Here is a 15,593-nt window from a genome sequence, read left to right on the forward strand (position 1 = left end):
TTATACCATTTTTTAAACTAGAAAAAAACTCTTATCCGTTAAAGCCTAGAATTTGTACTTGGAGAATTCACAAATCATTTATCTACATTTTCAACTTTTAGTTAAGAAAGCTTCAAAAAACTCTACCTTTCAAGAGTAGAAAGATAGAGTTTTCATCTTTAGTTTGAAGATGTTGTTGTCGTTTCAGTTGCTGCTGATGTAGTTGTCGTTTGAGCTGTTGTATCACTTTGGATGTACTGAGTAAAGATATTTTGGAATGCTTGGTCTTTGACCTTGATATTTGCTGCTTGCAATTCTTTACTAATAATGCCTTGAACAAAAGTAGCATCATTTTGTTTTTGAGTCAGGATAACTGTCTTCAATTTTTCTTTATAATCTTCCCAGTTAGAAGATTTTTCTGTTTTCTTAGTCAATTTCACAATATAGAAGCTGTTTGAATAAGCTTGTGTACCTGGCGCTGTGATCACATCTGAAATACCATCTACATCAAGAGCAAATGCAGCTTTTTTAACAACGTCTGGCAATTCTGTTGATGCAGAGTCAAAAGTGATTTCTCCACCATTTGCTTTTGTCTTTTCGTCAGTTGAATTATCTTTAGCCAATTGTGCGAAGTCAGCTCCAGATTCTTTAGCTTTAGCAAGTACTTCTTTAGCCTTATCTTCACTGTCAAGTTTAATAATTTGCGCAGTTACTTCTGGTGTGTACTCATCGTAAGCTTTTTTGTAGTTCTCATCTGTCAATTCAGCTTCTGCAGCTTTCTTAACAGCATACTCAACTAGTTTACTTGTACGAATTTGAGCTTTACGACTTTCTGCTGTCATACCAGCACGAGAAAGAACGATTTGATAGCTATCACCATATTTCTTCTGTTCTTCTGCTACCGCATCTTCTACTTCTTTGTCACTTACTTCAGATCCATATTGTTTTTCAAAAACTTTTTGAATAGTCATGTTAAGTAATACTTGTTGTGCAGTTGGGTTGTTTTTCACTTCTTCATAAAATTGGTGCTCAGTGATGACATCACCCTTCATACTGATGAGGTCAGCTCCTTGAGAACTATTTGAACAAGCAGCCAAAGTAGCTACTGATAACAAAGTGATGGCACCAGCCAATAATTTTTTCTTCATGTTTACTCCTTTTTATCACTAGATAAATGTTCACCTTATCTATTTTACTAAATTGTCTTAAAAATATCTGAAACTAATCAACATCAGGCAGTTCTACTTCTGCTTGATTCTTTCTTAGCATCAATATTCCATCTCCAAGAGGAACCAAAGTAGCGGTTAATCCTGGATTGTCCAAAGTCGCATCAAAGAGTCGTTGCAAGCCCCGATAAATCGTCCGTTGTCCACGTCGGACTTCCATAATATCCTTAGCAATATCTCCACCTTGGAAAATATCATCCAAGACAACTACTCCACCAACCTCAAGGTGTTTGAGTATTTCTGGTAGAAAGATGATGTATTTGGACTTAGCAGAATCCATAAAAACAAAATCATAGGTCTCTGTCAATATTGACAAAACGTCTACCGCATCGCCTTCCAAAAGAGTGATTTGTTGGCGATTATCAAACTTGGCGAAATTTTCCTTGGCAAAACCAATCATTTCAGGATTTCTGTCAATGGTTGTTATTTTTGCATTTGGAGCATGATTTGCCATTAAAAGAGCTGAAAATCCAATTGCCGTTCCAATTTCTAAAATATTCTTTGGTTGAATTGTTTCCATTAGGAAACGGAAATAAGCGACTGTTTCATGAGGAATGATAGGAATATTCTCCTTGCGAGCAAAGTTTTCTAGTTCTTTTAAAGAACCAGTCACCTGCTCTTGTCTGTGGCGCATAAATTCCACAATCTCATCCTTAACAACAGGCCGTCGCATGTTATGGTTAGCATTTTTACTGTATGACTCAACCATTTTATGCTAATCCTAATTTTTCAACAAGGGCTTCGAACTCATCCAAACGGCGTTCAAAGACTGCAAAGGCATCATTAAGATAGTCTTCTTTTTCCATATCAACACCAGCTTTTCGCATGATATTTAGAGGATAGTCTGACTTCCCAGCCTTGAGGTAATCAATATAACGGTTACGATCATCTTGACTACCGTGAACAATCTTTTCAGCCAAGGCTGAAGCTGCTGCAAAGCCTGTTGAATATTGATATACATAGTAATTATAGTAGAAATGAGGGATACGAGCCCACTCGTACTGAATTTGAGGATTGTCTTCCTTGCTTAAGCCATAATATTCTTGGTTCAAGTCAGCATAGAGATTGTTTAAGAACTCGCTTGTCAAGACTTCACCATTTTGATCGGCTTGGTGAATAGCATGTTCAAATTCAGCAAATTGAGTTTGGCGGAACACTGTTCCACGGAAACCATCCAAGAAGTTGTTTAGAATAGCGAAGCGTGTTGCGTCATCTTGAACTTCTTGCAATAATTTTTCAGTTAAGATATTTTCATTGGTTGTTGAAGCAATTTCTGCCAAGAAGATTGAATAATCTCCGTATACATAAGGTTGGGTTTCACGCGTGTAGCTTGAATGCATACTATGACCTGTCTCATGTACAAGAGTAAAGAGATTATCTAGGTTATCTTGCCAGTTAAGGAGCATGAAGGCGTTAGTATCGTAGGAACCACCAGAGTATGCACCTGAACGCTTGCCTTGGTTTTCATACACATCAATCCAACGTTCGCTAAAGGCGCGTTTAACACGACTCAAGTAATCCTCACCAAGAACAGCCAAAGCTTCCTCTGCCTTCTTCAAGGCTTCCTCATAAGTAAAGCTGTATTCTACTGAAGACAGTGGTGTATAGACATCGTACATTTTAAGGTCTGGAATACCCAAGATTTTTGAACGAAGTGAGAGATAACGATGCAATAATGGCAAATGCTTACGAACAGCAGATACTAAGTTGTCATAGACACTTTCTGGAACAAAGTTCGCTGCAAGAGCTGCTTCACGCGCACTCTTGTAGTTCCGAACTTTTGCACGGTAGTTTTGTACTTTTACATTGGTCTGCAAGGTTTTAGCGTAAGTGTGCTGGTATTGCTCATAGGTAGAGTATAGTGCTTCATATGCACCACGACGAACTTCACGATTTTTAGATTCTACCAACCGCATATAAACACCGTGTGATAATTGCACTTCATTTCCATCTTCATCTTGAACAAATGGAAAGACGATATCTGCATTATCTAAGATAGCAAAGGTTTCACTAGCTGCCCCGAAGATTTCACCAGCACCTGCAAGCAACTCTTCTTCACGTTGTGAAAGGACATGTTCCTTATTTTGCAATAGTTTATCAAAGAAATGTTTATAAGGCTGGAGTTTTGGTTCTTCTGCTAGAAAGTTTTGATACTGCTCTTCTGTGATAGCCATAAATTCTGGCTCATAGAAAGAGAAGACCTGGTCTAGTTGACTATAAAGAGCCATTGCTTTTGCGTAGTATTCTTGATACTTAGCTACTCGTGTGTCTTGGTCGTTTTTCATATGTGCATAAACATAAAGTTTTTCAAGACGACGACTCAAATCTAGATAACGCTCTGTAATATTTAATAGGCTCTCTGCGCTATCCAAAAGATGTCCTTCAAGGCTAGCTGCTTGTTTTGTATCCTCGGTTAATAGGGCTAATTCTTCTTCCCATTTTTGGTCTGTTTCAAAGATCGTTGATAGATCCCATGTATCTTTTTCATTGATTTCATTTCGTTGTAATACCATAAATTTCCTCCATCCTTTCTATTTTACCATATTTTTCGAGAAATAATGCTGATAAAAGGCAGGTGGATAGAGCTTTTGTTGCTGATTTTGTGGATTCAGTTCATAATAAGCCTGAAAGTTGCGGTAATAATCATATAGATTTTGACTTATCTGACAAAAATGACCACGTTCTATCGGCCTTACTTGGGGATACCAGTCCTGTTTTTTTAGATTTAAAAGATTTTCTCCTCTTAAGTAAGCTTGAGCTTGTTGTTTCATCCAATAGGGGTTTTGATAGTAAAGCTGTTTTTGAATGTAACGACAAATATTCTTGTCCTGTTCGACAGAAAAAGCAGTTAGCTCTTGCTGCTGGTAGGGACTACGTAAAATTTCTAGGAGATTTCCTTTGCCATAAGAAAATTCCTTGAGCTGATAATGGAGTTTCCCTTTCAAATCTTGATGAAGGAGGTACTTGAGCCTCAAAATTTGTCTTTTATGGTCTAACTCCCAAAGATAAAATCCCATATTATGACTAAAATAAAGAAAATCTCTTTGAAGTTTAGTTAGTCGCTCTTTTAGCCAGAGCTTTTCTCCCAATAGCCAAAGAACTTGAATTCCCAAACTTCGATAACCATTGCTTCTCTCCCGTAAAAGTTCGCAAGAAATAGGACTACATTGAACTTCCAGTGCTAATTGCTTATTGATGAGGATATCTGCGATTTGCTTAAGTTCAGGAATCGGATATTCCATTTCTACTTCAGCATCTTTCTTAGCCCAATTAAAAAGTGCCACCTTATTCTCTAAATGTTCTGGTCCTTCATTCTCATGATAAAAATCACAACTTTTTAAACTTTCATGCGCAAAATGAGTTCTTACATTTTTCCCTTTTTTCAAGCGAACACTTGTTCCGCAAGCTGGACAATAATAAGCTTGTTTCTTTACTTCATTCTCTAACGCGTTGATTAAATGACCTTTTTTATCTCTAGCTAAAAACATAAACTCTCCTTTTCTAATCCATTCGAAAAGAAAGAGAAGAAAAAGGCTGACCAACTCAACCTTTTTCACATTTAATTTTCAACTATTTCATATGTTTTCGAATATATTTCCGTAACATGGGAATAAGATTCTGTATTTGATCCTGCTTTATCACCATTACACCATATTCTTGACAACGATGACTGTAAACGGGGTTAATCTTGCCTGAGCAAACAATCATCTTCAAACAATTGTCACCCGCAAAATGATTGGCATATACTTCAAGTTCGTTGATAGCTTCAACTGAAAGATCAGTCATTTTACAAGAAATGAAAACTACAGAGTGACTTTTACGAAGAATAACATCAATCTCATTTTGAACATTGTCAGCCTCAGGGAAAATCCCATTCCAGTCAATTTCAGTACCAATCATACATTCATCAAAATACTCCGACTCGAGGGCTAGTAAATAGATATACAATTCTAAAATATGCCCTTTTGTTCGACATAACAGATGTGCTTCTGGTGTTGGGAATGTATAAGTGACAGTATCTGTTGTTTCCTCTTCTACTTTCAATAAATTAGCTTTTGTGAACAAAGGAATCAAGCTACTGGGATAAGAATAATTTTTTCCATTACTCTCCAAAATTTTTGCTGTTTCAGCATGAAAATCAGTTGTTTTTGCCAGTGCAAAGAATTGGGTAATCTGATACCATTTTTCAGGATTTTCGATAGCATATTTGGCCAATTTTTTAATAGCTAGCACTTGCTTATTAGAATGCTGAGGTCTTCTTGATTTAAGGACTTTGCCACCACGTAAAGCTATCAATTGTTCAATGGATAAACTAGGAATCTCTAACTGTTTATCATAAATCTTATTCCTTTCCCAGGCATACTGCTTTCCTTGTTCAACATCCATAGCAATAATGGGAATACCTTTCTCCAAACCATACTGATATAGAACTATTGCTAATAGATTATCTCCACCAAAAACATCGATGGTCACTGTCTCAAAATCATTGATAAATACGTCTAATTCCTGGCAGATTTTTTCTAGGTGAAATTGTCGAAAATGTACTTGTTTTAAGTGTGGAACTTGTTCCATTAGAAAATGCTTCAAGGATAGCTTATCTTCCTCAGCAATTTTTCTTGTAGAAAGGTATAAAATCTCATCACAATCACTGACAAAAGCTTGGTAGACATTTTTCTCAATGGTATGACGATCGTATAGTTCAATTAAAAGACTAGTCATCTTAAGACCTCCTAGACAAAAATGTCTGAAAGGATGGTGGTCGATCAGAATCGTTTTAAAACTATCACAATTCTGTTTAATTTCATCGACTTCTCCTACTTCTAGTATAGCATAAATTGAGATTTCCCTTTCTTATTAGGGTAACAAATAAGGAATAGAAAACGACCGCTCTCTATCCCTTTTATTCATTTATTTTACTTTTTTAGCCAACATTGTTGCAAAACGTAGTTGGATACGATTTCCGTTTTCATCACGACGGTGGAGATGGCCAGGATTTTCATTGTACTTGACCAACTCCCAATCCTTGTAGTAATTTGCCAACTCACCCTCTTTAAAGGTAAATGGGAAGTTGACTGAGCAAGGATAATCTTCTGTATCCATAGCACACACTATCAAATTGTAACCTCCAATTGAGGTTTGTTCCTGCATGTTTTTGATAATTGCAGGAATGCGATCTGCTTGTAAAAACATCAGAACAACCGTTGATACGATAAAATCATAAGTTTGTCCAATGCTAGCTGAATTGATATCGTAGATACCGACAGGCATTTCTAAATCTTCTTGCTCCACAATGCTTTGCAAGATTTCAAGAGATAGCTCATTTTGATCTACAGCTGTGACATCAAATCCATGTTGAGCTAGAAAGAGTGCATTTCTTCCTTGACCACATCCTAGGTCTAGTGCCTTACATGGTTTTACTGTATCCATAGCTTCTAAAACTTCCGAATGAACTGGATTAGTATTGTATTTCTTGGGGAAATAATCCTCTGCTTTACAATAAAATTCCAAGTACCATTCCACATCGTCTGTTGCGGCCTCTACTCGGTGCCAGGCTTGAGGTTGTGCCATAGGATTATCAGCACCTGCTTCAAAAAAGTGCTCGGCTAAAACTTCCCCGTCTTCAGTCAACTCAATAAACTTAAGAGTCCCTTTTAATACGGTAATCTTGCCCCAAGTACCGACCTTAGTATTGTGTTTTCTTTGAACAGCTTCTGGCATGGTGTCTTTATTCCAGACAGGCATGCGTTTGTAGGCAACTAGTTTTTCCATATTCTTCACTCTTTCTATCGGTGGTTAACAGCTTTTATAACACGTTCAATATCACGATCTTGCTCACGTCGTTTGATAGACTCACGTTTATCATAATCATGTTTCCCTTTTGCAAGTCCTAAAAGTAACTTGGCATAGCCATCTTTGATATAAACTTTAAGAGGAACCAAGGTCATCCCTGTTCCTTTTGTTTCTTGCTCCAATTTCTGGATTTGTTTTTTATGAAGGAGGAGTTTACGACGACGTTCGGGTTCCTGATTCCAGATATTTCCTTCTTCATAAGGAGCGATATGGACATTACTCAGCCAAACTTCCCCATTCTTAACCTGGGCAAACCCATCTTTCAGATTGATGCGGGCTGCTCGAACACTCTTGATCTCAGTTCCTGTCAGGACCATTCCTGCTTCTAGCGTATCTACGATTGTATAGTCGTGGTGCGCTTTTTTATTTTGCGCGACGACCTTTCCCTCGCCCTTTGCCATGCTTGGCTCCTTTCTTTGCTACTTCTTTGTAAAAAGGTTTCTTGCTTTTTTTCTTCTTGTCTTTTGGAGAATGCTTGTGCTTATCACCTAAGCGACCAGCTTTTCTCTTGTCTTCTTTCCTGTCTGAACGACGCCCTCTATCCTTACGACCAGAGCCTTTCAGACCTTTTTCAATGACATCAAATTCACTTGGAATAAAGGAGAAATCGATTTCACCAGTCATCTTATCCGCTCTTTCGACACGAATACGGATCTGCTGCCCCACTCGGAAAGTAATTCCTGATTTCTCCCCACGGAGGGTTAAATCGCGTTCATTAAAATGGTAAAATTCAGGTAGATTGGTAATGTGAATCAATCCTTCAACTGTATTTGGTAATTCAACAAAAAGACCAAATTTAACGATACTTGAAACAACTGCATCATACTCTTCGCCAACATACTCTTCCATGTACTCAGCTTTTTTCATGGCTTCGACTTCACGCTCAGCCTCGATAGCTCGGCGCTCACGGTTGGAAGAATGGGTGGCAATCTCAGGAATGACCTGTTCAAAATGATCTGCTACATCCTTAGAACGTCCATAGTCACGAATCATACGATGAACAAGAAGGTCAGGATAACGACGAATTGGGCTGGTAAAGTGAGTGTAGTAGTCTGCAGCTAATCCATAGTGACCGTGATTATACTCAGAATAACGAGCCTGCTGCATCGAACGGAGAAGCATCATGGACAATACATCCGCATATGGCTCGCCTTCAACAGCACTCATGATGTCTTGGAGTACTTCCTGGCTAATCTCACTGGCAGTCCCATAAATTCGCAATCCAAAACTTGAAGCGTAATCAATAAACTTCTGAACTTTCTCAGCTTTAGGCTCCTCATGGATACGATAGATAAAAGGTAGGTCCAGCTTGCTAAAGTGCTCGGCAACCGTTTCGTTAGCAATCAACATAAAGGACTCAATCATACGTTCAGCAACGCCACGATGACGAAGAACAATATCAACTGGCTTGCCTTTTTTATCTACCAAAATCTTAGCTTCATTGGTATCAAAATTTAAAGCACCACGCTTAATTCGCATACTTTCCAAAGTCTCATGGAGCTTGGCCATAAGTTCGATACTAGGAACAATTTTCTTATAGTCTCGTCTCTTCTCCTCATCACCTGCTAGGATGTCATTGACATCACTATAGGTCATACGGAAACTTGTCTTGATAACAGTCTGAGTAATCGTATAATTACGAACACGACCATTTTTATCAATCTCCATAATAGCGGATTGAGTCAAGCGGTCCACTTGAGGGTTAAGAGAACAGATTCCGTTTGAGAGGCGCTCTGGCAGCATTGGAACTACACGGTCTGTCACATAGACAGAGGTCGCACGATTGAGGGCTTCCTTGTCAAGAGCAGAACCCTCTGTCACATAGTAGGAGACATCGGCAATGTGAACACCTAGTTCGATATTTCCATTTTTCAATGGTTTGATATGAACAGCATCATCCAAGTCTTTTGCATCAGCTCCATCAATGGTAAAAGTAATTTCATCTCTTAAGTCTAGACGACCTTCCAGATTTTTCTCTGATGGTGCATCGGGAACCTTTTCTGCTTCTTTAAGAGCAGCCTCTGGAAACTCAGATACAATGTCCATTGACTCCAAGACCTCAAGAACGTCAATCCCCGCATCTGTTGAATGTCCAACCACATCTAGGACACTAGCGACAAAGAAATCGTGTTTCTTACTTGGGTACTTATCGATAAAGACCTTGAGAACTTCTGTACCGTCTAATTGAATAGCTGGCTTCTTAACGTAGATTGGTTGACTAATCTTTTGATTTTTTGAACGGATGTAACCTGCATACTTGGGTTTTTCCTCATCAAGAACGATTTGACCAACAACTGTCGTCAAACTGTGTTCTAAAATATCGATAATCTTTGCTTCAGCTGCAGTTCCTTTTTGGCGGTCCGCAACCTTCTTGATTACAATTTCAACCGTATCGCCATCAATGGCATAGTTAACATCATTTTTTCCTACAAAAAGATCGTCTTCCTCGCCTTCAAGACTAACAAAGCCGAAGCCATTTTTATGGGCATGAAAAGTTCCTTTAAGGGTAATCTCGTGTTTCTTCTTTTGGTCCAAGGTGAGACTACCATCTTCTTCAAAGCGAATTTGGTGCTTTCTCTCCATCAGTGAAAGAGTTTTGATTAACTCACGGAAGTCCTTAGAACCATCCTTTCCGAGAGCTTGAGCCAAGTCATTTACAGTGACTCGCCCCTTTTCTTTTAAATATTCTTTTATTCTATCTTTCATGTTTTCTTTCTAGATTGTTAAATTTTTTTGGTGTAAAATCTTATTTCTTTAAAAAATAAAAATAGGCAAAGACCTAGTCTCGCCCATTATTTTCTTATCTACTTGATAATACCGTCAATGCTAAGGCAATGGCTAGCCAGAAAAAGACTAAGATTCCTGTCAAACGTTGCATTACGGCTTCAAAACCACGCGCTTTGCTGCGTTCAAACAAATCACCTGAGCTGGCATCGAATACATTGCTAGATTGATTTTTAGTTGGTTGCATAAAAATTGCAATCACAATCACAACAGATAATACTAATAAAATGGTTAATAATAGGTTATACATATCAAACTCCTTAAAATCCCTATTATTCTACCATAATTTCTACTTAGATTCAAGATGTAGAGTCACTTTTCTTTCTTTGGGACAATACTTTAAGACTTCAATCTTATCTGGATGTGTTTTGGAGTTCTTACTGGTTAGATAATTCATGCTGCCACAAGAGGAGCATTTTAGATTAATTTTTACACGCACTAGATTTTTTGTATTTGATACTATTTCAATCTAAGATGATTTGAACAAACAATACCAAAATTCTCCTTCCTAACAATGTTAATTTATAGACACATTTCTTCAAGCAACTGAACTACTTGAGCTATCAACTGTCCTTGGTTTCCATTATTATCTAGACTGTGACTAGCCAGACTAATTTTTCTTTCTAAAGGCCATTGAGAGTTTAAACGGGATTCGGCTGCTTCTTTTGAAATTTGGTCCCGTTTCATTAATCGCTCCAATTGAACATCACGATTTACATAGACTAGCCAAGTTTCGTCAAACCATGAAGCATAGTCTTGCTCAAAAAGTAGGGGGATATCCATGAAAAAGAGAGCTTCTGTCTGAGCAAACTGATTTCGTAATGCAGCTAACTCCTCACGAATAATCTCACCCTGGGTTCTCTTAGACCATTCTTGCTCTTCTGGCTTTGAAAAAATAAGGCTAGCAAGCAAGGGGCGATTCAGTTCACCATTTTCAAGAAGGATTTTCTCCCCAAAATGCTTCACTAAAACCTGATAGAGTCGTCCACCAGGTTTTTGTAGTTGGTGGACGACTGCATCCGCATCTACAACTTGAAACCCTTTTTGTCTTAAAAATTCTGTGACAGTGGACTTGCCTGACGCAATACCACCAGTGATTCCGATTATTTTTCCCATCACTTTCTCCTTTGACACTTGGGACAAAAGTGGGTTCCACGACCACCTAGTTGAATTTTTTCGATGATGGTTTCACAACGCGAACAAGGTTGACCTACCTTGTCGTATACTTGATGGAATTCCTGCATGGTGCCATCTTCTCCAAATGCATTGGTATAAGTACGAATTGTTGAACCACCCTTTTCAACCGCCTGACCTAAAACATTGATTGTTTCATCATGTACTTTTCTAGCCTCTTGTGCTGTTAAACTATTAGAGGTTCTAGAAGGATGGACTTTCGCTCTCCAAAGTACTTCATCAACATAGATATTACCTAATCCGGCAACCAAAGTCTGGTCGAGAAGATGCGATTTGATTGGTTTTTTAGATTTTTTCAAGGCAAGTTTAAAACTTCCTAAATCAAAATCCTTATCAGTTGGTTCCGGACCAAGTTTTTTTGAAATAAAGTAAGAATCCAAGAGTTCGGGTGCTAACAGTTCCAAGGTACCAAATTTACGGACATCCTCATAGACTAAAGTTCCGTCATCCTCAAAATGAATCAAAACATGGGCGTGTTTACGTTCTGGAACTTGGTCTGGGTAATAAAAATACTTGCCTTCCATTCTCAAATGAGAGATTAGAACTTTGTCGGATAAATAGAAAAGCAGATACTTGCCACGACGTCCCATTGTTTGAATGACTTGACCAGGCATTTCCTTCTGAAATTCATTCAAATCGGTTTTTATCATCTTGGGGTAACAAATGTCAATGTTTGAAATCTTCTTCCCCAGAATTAATTTTTCCAGACCACGTCGGACAGTCTCAACTTCTGGTAATTCAGGCATAGCTTCTCCTTCTTAAAATTTCAATTCAAATTGCAATAATTTTTCAACTTCTTCTCCTAAGACGGTTTTTATATTTTTTAATTTATAATTTTTTTCTACTATATCCTTTTGTATCTCTAAATCAATTTCACCAAAGCGATTAAAAGGAATAGGAATTTTAGTATCCAAAATTACATTTCTTTCTATTTTGGTATACTCATTTCTACCATTTTCACCACTTCTTCCCTTAACCTGTTGTCTTAAAAGAGGTTCTAAATTATAAGCAATATAATCAATGTTTGTTTTTTCCTGTTTAGGAATTAAAATCATTCTATCCGCATTCAAAGAAAACTTATTATCTATTAAAGTTATCTTTCCTGCTATACCATTGACAGAGATTGTAGCATAACAACCATCAAAATCAAAATCATTTCGGTAGCCAAGGGGAACAGAATTATTAGCTGAGTAGACAGGATACTTCCCCTTGTTATCCAAGCAATATTTTTTCGTATACTTACTAGAACCACGTTTCAAATCAAACAAATTAGCCAAGGTTATATATATATATATATGGAACGCCGTTCGAATTAAAGTCCAGATTCGATTGAATAAACTGATATCCTTGCTTCTCAATATTTTTTTTCATTTCAAGGATTGTTTGAGAATTTTGTACAATCTGATTTTGCTTTTCAAGGTCAATTTTTCCTGAAGAGGTAAGAGGAAGCACGACCTCTAAATTTTTTATCATAGAGGTATTTAACTTTGTATACTCATTTTTACCATTTTCTCCTTTTCTCCCTTTAACATGGGAACGAAAAATTGGTTCTAAAACTTGTTTCAAGTATAAAGGGTTAACCTCACTCGCATATTCTTCTCTTATAACTAACGGGCGTACTTTTTCACTTAAACTAAAACGACCCTCGTGATAAAAAATATAACCTGCAAGACCATCTATATTGTAAGTCAAGCAGTTTTCAAAATAGCGAACAGGAAATTCACGTTTTCCATCTCTGTCCACAATTACAGCATTGTCTTTCACATAACCATAACTTGGTAAGTTATCACTACTAGCACCATAAACTGGTATATCGCCTGGATTTTCTTTCACAAATGTCTTCGTAAATTTTGAAGAATTTGTTGATACAGTCAAGTCAAACAAATCTGCAACTTTAATTGAGGTATTCTTAGGAGTCTCTCCTGACATAATATCCACATCTACTGACTTGATCGCTTCAATCTTTTCAGCTAATTCTTCTTTGCGTGCTTCAATTAATTCAAACTTACGAACAATTTCTTCTTGTTTTTTAAGGTCGAATTCTCCATCTTCAGTAACTGGAATGCTAACTCTTATATCTTTGATTTGAGACCAAGCTAATGATGGAACATCACCACGTTTTACAGAATTATAGAATATACTTTGAAAAACATATCTACAATAAGATAAGGATAAATTATCCACTTTACTTATTAAAATAGCTCTGTGTCCCCCAACATTGTATTTACCTTGTAAAATTTCCAGAGTTCCTGCATACTCTCCATCTGTTGTATAGGTTAAATGAGGAGATTCATATTCATAAGTATCTATAAATCCAAAGGAAGTTTTAGTTGAACCAGTGTAAACTTCAAACTCACCAGTATTTTTATTAACGTAAGCTTTCGTATACTTACTATTTCCTCTTTTATTGGTAAATAGTTCTGAAAGTGTTACAAGTTTGCTTCTTATTTCAACCATTCTAACTCCTCCTTGAAATCTTGCATAAGAGAAATCATATCATCAATCATTGCTTGGAATTCATCAATCGAAACGACTTGTCTTTCTTTTTTTAGACCAATAGCAATCTTTTCTTCCTCAGACCACCAATTTTCAATAATCCAACTCTTCTTACTATCTAATTCCTCAATCGGAATTAATTTTAGTCTAGAGTCATTTAAAAGATGGGATTTAATCGGTTCTTGTAGATTATTTCTATCTTGATGTTGGCGATAAAAATTATACATGATGACAGCTTGCTTTAAGTCATTTTCTTCAGAATCAAATCGATAAACATCTAAGGTTTCACCAATACTACCTGCAATGTAGGTAAAAACAGGATAATCTTGTACGATATTATTTTCAATCTCAATCTCTTTTTTCTTACGAATGGTCAAAATGTAGGTTTTTTTAGGTGTGTTAAAAAAAGCGTTGACTGGTAAAGAAATCAAAGCGTCGATAAAAAAGAGTTCTTTTAACTTTTCTTTTAACTTTTTATTTGCATGATTAGAAAAAATACCATCCGGTAAAACAATATTGGCTACACCACCATGTTTTACGGAACGCATAATCCACTCTAAAAAGAGAGCTTCAACACCACTACCACCATACTTATAAATATCCCTAGCTTTGGCAAGTTCTGACATTTCCTTACTTTGATAATAGGGAGGATTTGCTAAAATTAGGTCGTATTTATTTTTTTCAAAATTTTCCAGAGTACCTAACATACTCTTATGTAAGTAAAATGAATCATTTAATAGTGTTTTCGCAATTGTTTGTACATCTTTAAAACTATTATTTTGCTGGAATAATTCAGAAAAATAAATTAACGTATTAGCTTTAGCAAGAATAATTGTGATATCGTCTTTTTCAGACATCATCTTGTCATAGCCAAAAAATCGAATTTTAGAGTCTAACTTTCCTTTAGAATAGCTATAACTGTCTTCTATACGTTTTTCAACTGCTTCAAGCAAAAACTTACCAACACCACAAGCAGGATCACAAATAGTCATTCCCTCAGAAATATCTACCATCGAAACCATTTCGTCTACTATTTTTAATGGTGTAAAAAACTGCCCCATATCACTCTTGTCATCACTATTTTTCATAAAGGTTTCAAAGAGTTTTGACTTGAAGTCTTTACTTATATTTAAGAATTTCCCATATTTTTTATCGTATTTTTCAAATTCTAAAATAACAGATTTAAATACTGTATCCGTATTATCTACGCTGACAAATTCGTTTTGTTCATCTCTTTCAATATGAAAAACTTGACCATTGATAATGCTTGTCCCATCTATACCTTTTGGAAACAATTTAACCATCGTCTCTCTAGCACCTTCTAGGTATTTTCCTAAAACATAGGCGGTAGAATATCCTTCCTTTTCATATAAAGAAACAATGTATTCAAAACTATTTTCGCCATTTAAAACACCAATATCTGATAAATATTTAAAGAGAAACAACTCAACAAAAGTATATAAAGACATCTTTGCTGATGCAAAAGTTAAATTTTTTAAAATTCTATTAATCTTTTGAGCTAAATCAGTAGGATCCAAAAATTCCTTTTTCAATATCTGATTATTTGTTTCAGAAATAGATAATGAAATATCATTAATGAACTTGACAATTTGTTTGCCATTTTCTTTTGGCTTTATCGCTAAATTAATTTCATTTCCATTCTCATCTAAAATCTTTGCCCCGGTTTTAGGATTAATCCAGATAAAAGAATCACCGTCGCTTACAATATAAATAAGTGCACCCAAAGCTTTAGCGACATCTATCTCTTGTTTAATCGCTTCTTCAATATCCTTATCACTCTTAAATTTACTTGGTATCTTTTGCTCAACATAGATAATTACGTTTTTATTATCATCTAGAATTAAAACATCTGGTTTTTTATTCCCAAGACTTCTCTTTAGATTTACATTTTTGATAATATTTGATTTTATCAAATTATTAACGGTTGTTGCACCAATACTATAACATTCATATTTATCAAATATTACTGGTGTGGAAAAAATACTATTTTGAATTAACTGCTCTGACATTTATTATTCTCCATTATTATTCAGTTATACTAAA

General features: G+C 36.2%; 15 protein-coding genes. All 15 read right to left on the reverse strand.

The annotated features are described in order from the left end of the window. Positions 1 to 158 precede the first annotated feature (158 nt). Positions 159 to 1,127: a peptidylprolyl isomerase PrsA gene (prsA, locus tag ACVAMZ_RS05450; RefSeq protein WP_049495122.1), complete on the reverse strand. Its 969-nt coding sequence runs from the start codon at positions 1,125 to 1,127 to the stop codon at positions 159 to 161. A 73-nt stretch (positions 1,128 to 1,200) separates the two neighbouring features. Continuing rightward, entirely contained in the window at positions 1,201 to 1,914 is a 714-nt protein-coding gene (locus ACVAMZ_RS05455) for an O-methyltransferase (protein WP_053092431.1), read from the reverse strand. Position 1,915: 1 nt separating this feature from the next. Further along, positions 1,916 to 3,718 carry an oligoendopeptidase F gene (pepF, locus tag ACVAMZ_RS05460; RefSeq protein ID WP_461684250.1) on the reverse strand — a complete coding sequence of 601 codons (1,803 nt, stop codon included), beginning with the start codon at positions 3,716 to 3,718 and terminating at the stop codon, positions 1,916 to 1,918. A gap of 18 nt (positions 3,719 to 3,736) precedes the next feature. Then, a complete protein-coding gene (locus tag ACVAMZ_RS05465) occupies positions 3,737 to 4,693 on the reverse strand; it encodes a competence protein CoiA (protein ID WP_461684251.1) in 957 nt (318 codons plus the stop codon). Between the two features lie 82 nt (positions 4,694 to 4,775). After that, positions 4,776 to 5,924, reverse strand: a complete 1,149-nt coding sequence (locus tag ACVAMZ_RS05470) for a PDDEXK family nuclease (protein ID WP_461684252.1) — start codon at positions 5,922 to 5,924, stop codon at positions 4,776 to 4,778. 189 nt (positions 5,925 to 6,113) lie between these two features. Continuing rightward, complete coding sequence (tehB, locus tag ACVAMZ_RS05475) at positions 6,114 to 6,974, reverse strand: SAM-dependent methyltransferase TehB (RefSeq protein WP_461684253.1); 861 nt, start codon at positions 6,972 to 6,974, stop codon at positions 6,114 to 6,116. A 14-nt stretch (positions 6,975 to 6,988) separates the two neighbouring features. Next, complete coding sequence (smpB, locus tag ACVAMZ_RS05480) at positions 6,989 to 7,456, reverse strand: SsrA-binding protein SmpB (protein WP_461684254.1); 468 nt, start codon at positions 7,454 to 7,456, stop codon at positions 6,989 to 6,991. After that, the gene (rnr, locus tag ACVAMZ_RS05485; RefSeq protein WP_461684255.1) at positions 7,419 to 9,761 is read right to left on the reverse strand and encodes a ribonuclease R; all 2,343 of its coding nucleotides are present in this window, start codon (positions 9,759 to 9,761) and stop codon (positions 7,419 to 7,421) included. Before rnr ends, smpB begins: the two co-directional genes overlap by 38 nt. Positions 9,762 to 9,855: 94 nt before the next feature. Beyond that, positions 9,856 to 10,089 (reverse strand): preprotein translocase subunit SecG, encoded by a 234-nt coding sequence (secG, locus tag ACVAMZ_RS05490; RefSeq protein WP_000282517.1) that lies wholly within the window; start codon positions 10,087 to 10,089, stop codon positions 9,856 to 9,858. Between the two features lie 39 nt (positions 10,090 to 10,128). Beyond that, entirely contained in the window at positions 10,129 to 10,278 is a 150-nt protein-coding gene (gene rpmG / locus ACVAMZ_RS05495; RefSeq protein ID WP_007519517.1) for a 50S ribosomal protein L33, read from the reverse strand. Between the two features lie 83 nt (positions 10,279 to 10,361). Beyond that, entirely contained in the window at positions 10,362 to 10,955 is a 594-nt protein-coding gene (gene coaE / locus ACVAMZ_RS05500; RefSeq protein ID WP_461684256.1) for a dephospho-CoA kinase, read from the reverse strand. After that, complete coding sequence (mutM, locus tag ACVAMZ_RS05505) at positions 10,955 to 11,779, reverse strand: DNA-formamidopyrimidine glycosylase (RefSeq protein WP_461684257.1); 825 nt, start codon at positions 11,777 to 11,779, stop codon at positions 10,955 to 10,957. Before mutM ends, coaE begins: the two co-directional genes overlap by 1 nt. Before the next feature lie 12 nt (positions 11,780 to 11,791). Continuing rightward, positions 11,792 to 12,310, reverse strand: coding sequence for a restriction endonuclease subunit S (locus ACVAMZ_RS05510; RefSeq protein ID WP_461684258.1), 519 nt, complete (start codon positions 12,308 to 12,310; stop codon positions 11,792 to 11,794). Then, positions 12,303 to 13,490: a restriction endonuclease subunit S gene (locus ACVAMZ_RS05515; protein ID WP_461684259.1), complete on the reverse strand. Its 1,188-nt coding sequence runs from the start codon at positions 13,488 to 13,490 to the stop codon at positions 12,303 to 12,305. Before ACVAMZ_RS05515 ends, ACVAMZ_RS05510 begins: the two co-directional genes overlap by 8 nt. Beyond that, positions 13,478 to 15,559, reverse strand: a complete 2,082-nt coding sequence (locus ACVAMZ_RS05520; protein ID WP_461684260.1) for an HsdM family class I SAM-dependent methyltransferase — start codon at positions 15,557 to 15,559, stop codon at positions 13,478 to 13,480. The genes ACVAMZ_RS05515 and ACVAMZ_RS05520 overlap by 13 nt, the downstream gene beginning before the upstream one ends. Between the last annotated feature and the right edge of the window lie 34 nt (positions 15,560 to 15,593).

The organism is Streptococcus sp. KHUD_017, assembly GCF_054861245.1.

Excerpts from the sequence above, each read along its gene's own strand:
- ACVAMZ_RS05520 (WP_461684260.1), bottom strand. The coding sequence starts at position 15,559 with ATGTCAGAGCAGTTAATTCAAAATAGTATTTTTTCCACACCAGTAATA.
- coaE (WP_461684256.1), bottom strand. The coding sequence starts at position 10,955 with ATGGGAAAAATAATCGGAATCACTGGTGGTATTGCGTCAGGCAAGTCC.
- ACVAMZ_RS05465 (WP_461684251.1), bottom strand. The coding sequence starts at position 4,693 with ATGTTTTTAGCTAGAGATAAAAAAGGTCATTTAATCAACGCGTTAGAG.
- secG (WP_000282517.1), bottom strand. The coding sequence starts at position 10,089 with ATGTATAACCTATTATTAACCATTTTATTAGTATTATCTGTTGTGATT.
- tehB (WP_461684253.1), bottom strand. The coding sequence starts at position 6,974 with ATGGAAAAACTAGTTGCCTACAAACGCATGCCTGTCTGGAATAAAGAC.
- ACVAMZ_RS05455 (WP_053092431.1), bottom strand. The coding sequence starts at position 1,914 with ATGGTTGAGTCATACAGTAAAAATGCTAACCATAACATGCGACGGCCT.
- pepF (WP_461684250.1), bottom strand. The coding sequence starts at position 3,718 with ATGGTATTACAACGAAATGAAATCAATGAAAAAGATACATGGGATCTA.
- prsA (WP_049495122.1), bottom strand. The coding sequence starts at position 1,127 with ATGAAGAAAAAATTATTGGCTGGTGCCATCACTTTGTTATCAGTAGCT.
- ACVAMZ_RS05515 (WP_461684259.1), bottom strand. The coding sequence starts at position 13,490 with ATGGTTGAAATAAGAAGCAAACTTGTAACACTTTCAGAACTATTTACC.
- ACVAMZ_RS05470 (WP_461684252.1), bottom strand. The coding sequence starts at position 5,924 with ATGACTAGTCTTTTAATTGAACTATACGATCGTCATACCATTGAGAAA.
- mutM (WP_461684257.1), bottom strand. The coding sequence starts at position 11,779 with ATGCCTGAATTACCAGAAGTTGAGACTGTCCGACGTGGTCTGGAAAAA.
- rnr (WP_461684255.1), bottom strand. The coding sequence starts at position 9,761 with ATGAAAGATAGAATAAAAGAATATTTAAAAGAAAAGGGGCGAGTCACT.
- smpB (WP_461684254.1), bottom strand. The coding sequence starts at position 7,456 with ATGGCAAAGGGCGAGGGAAAGGTCGTCGCGCAAAATAAAAAAGCGCAC.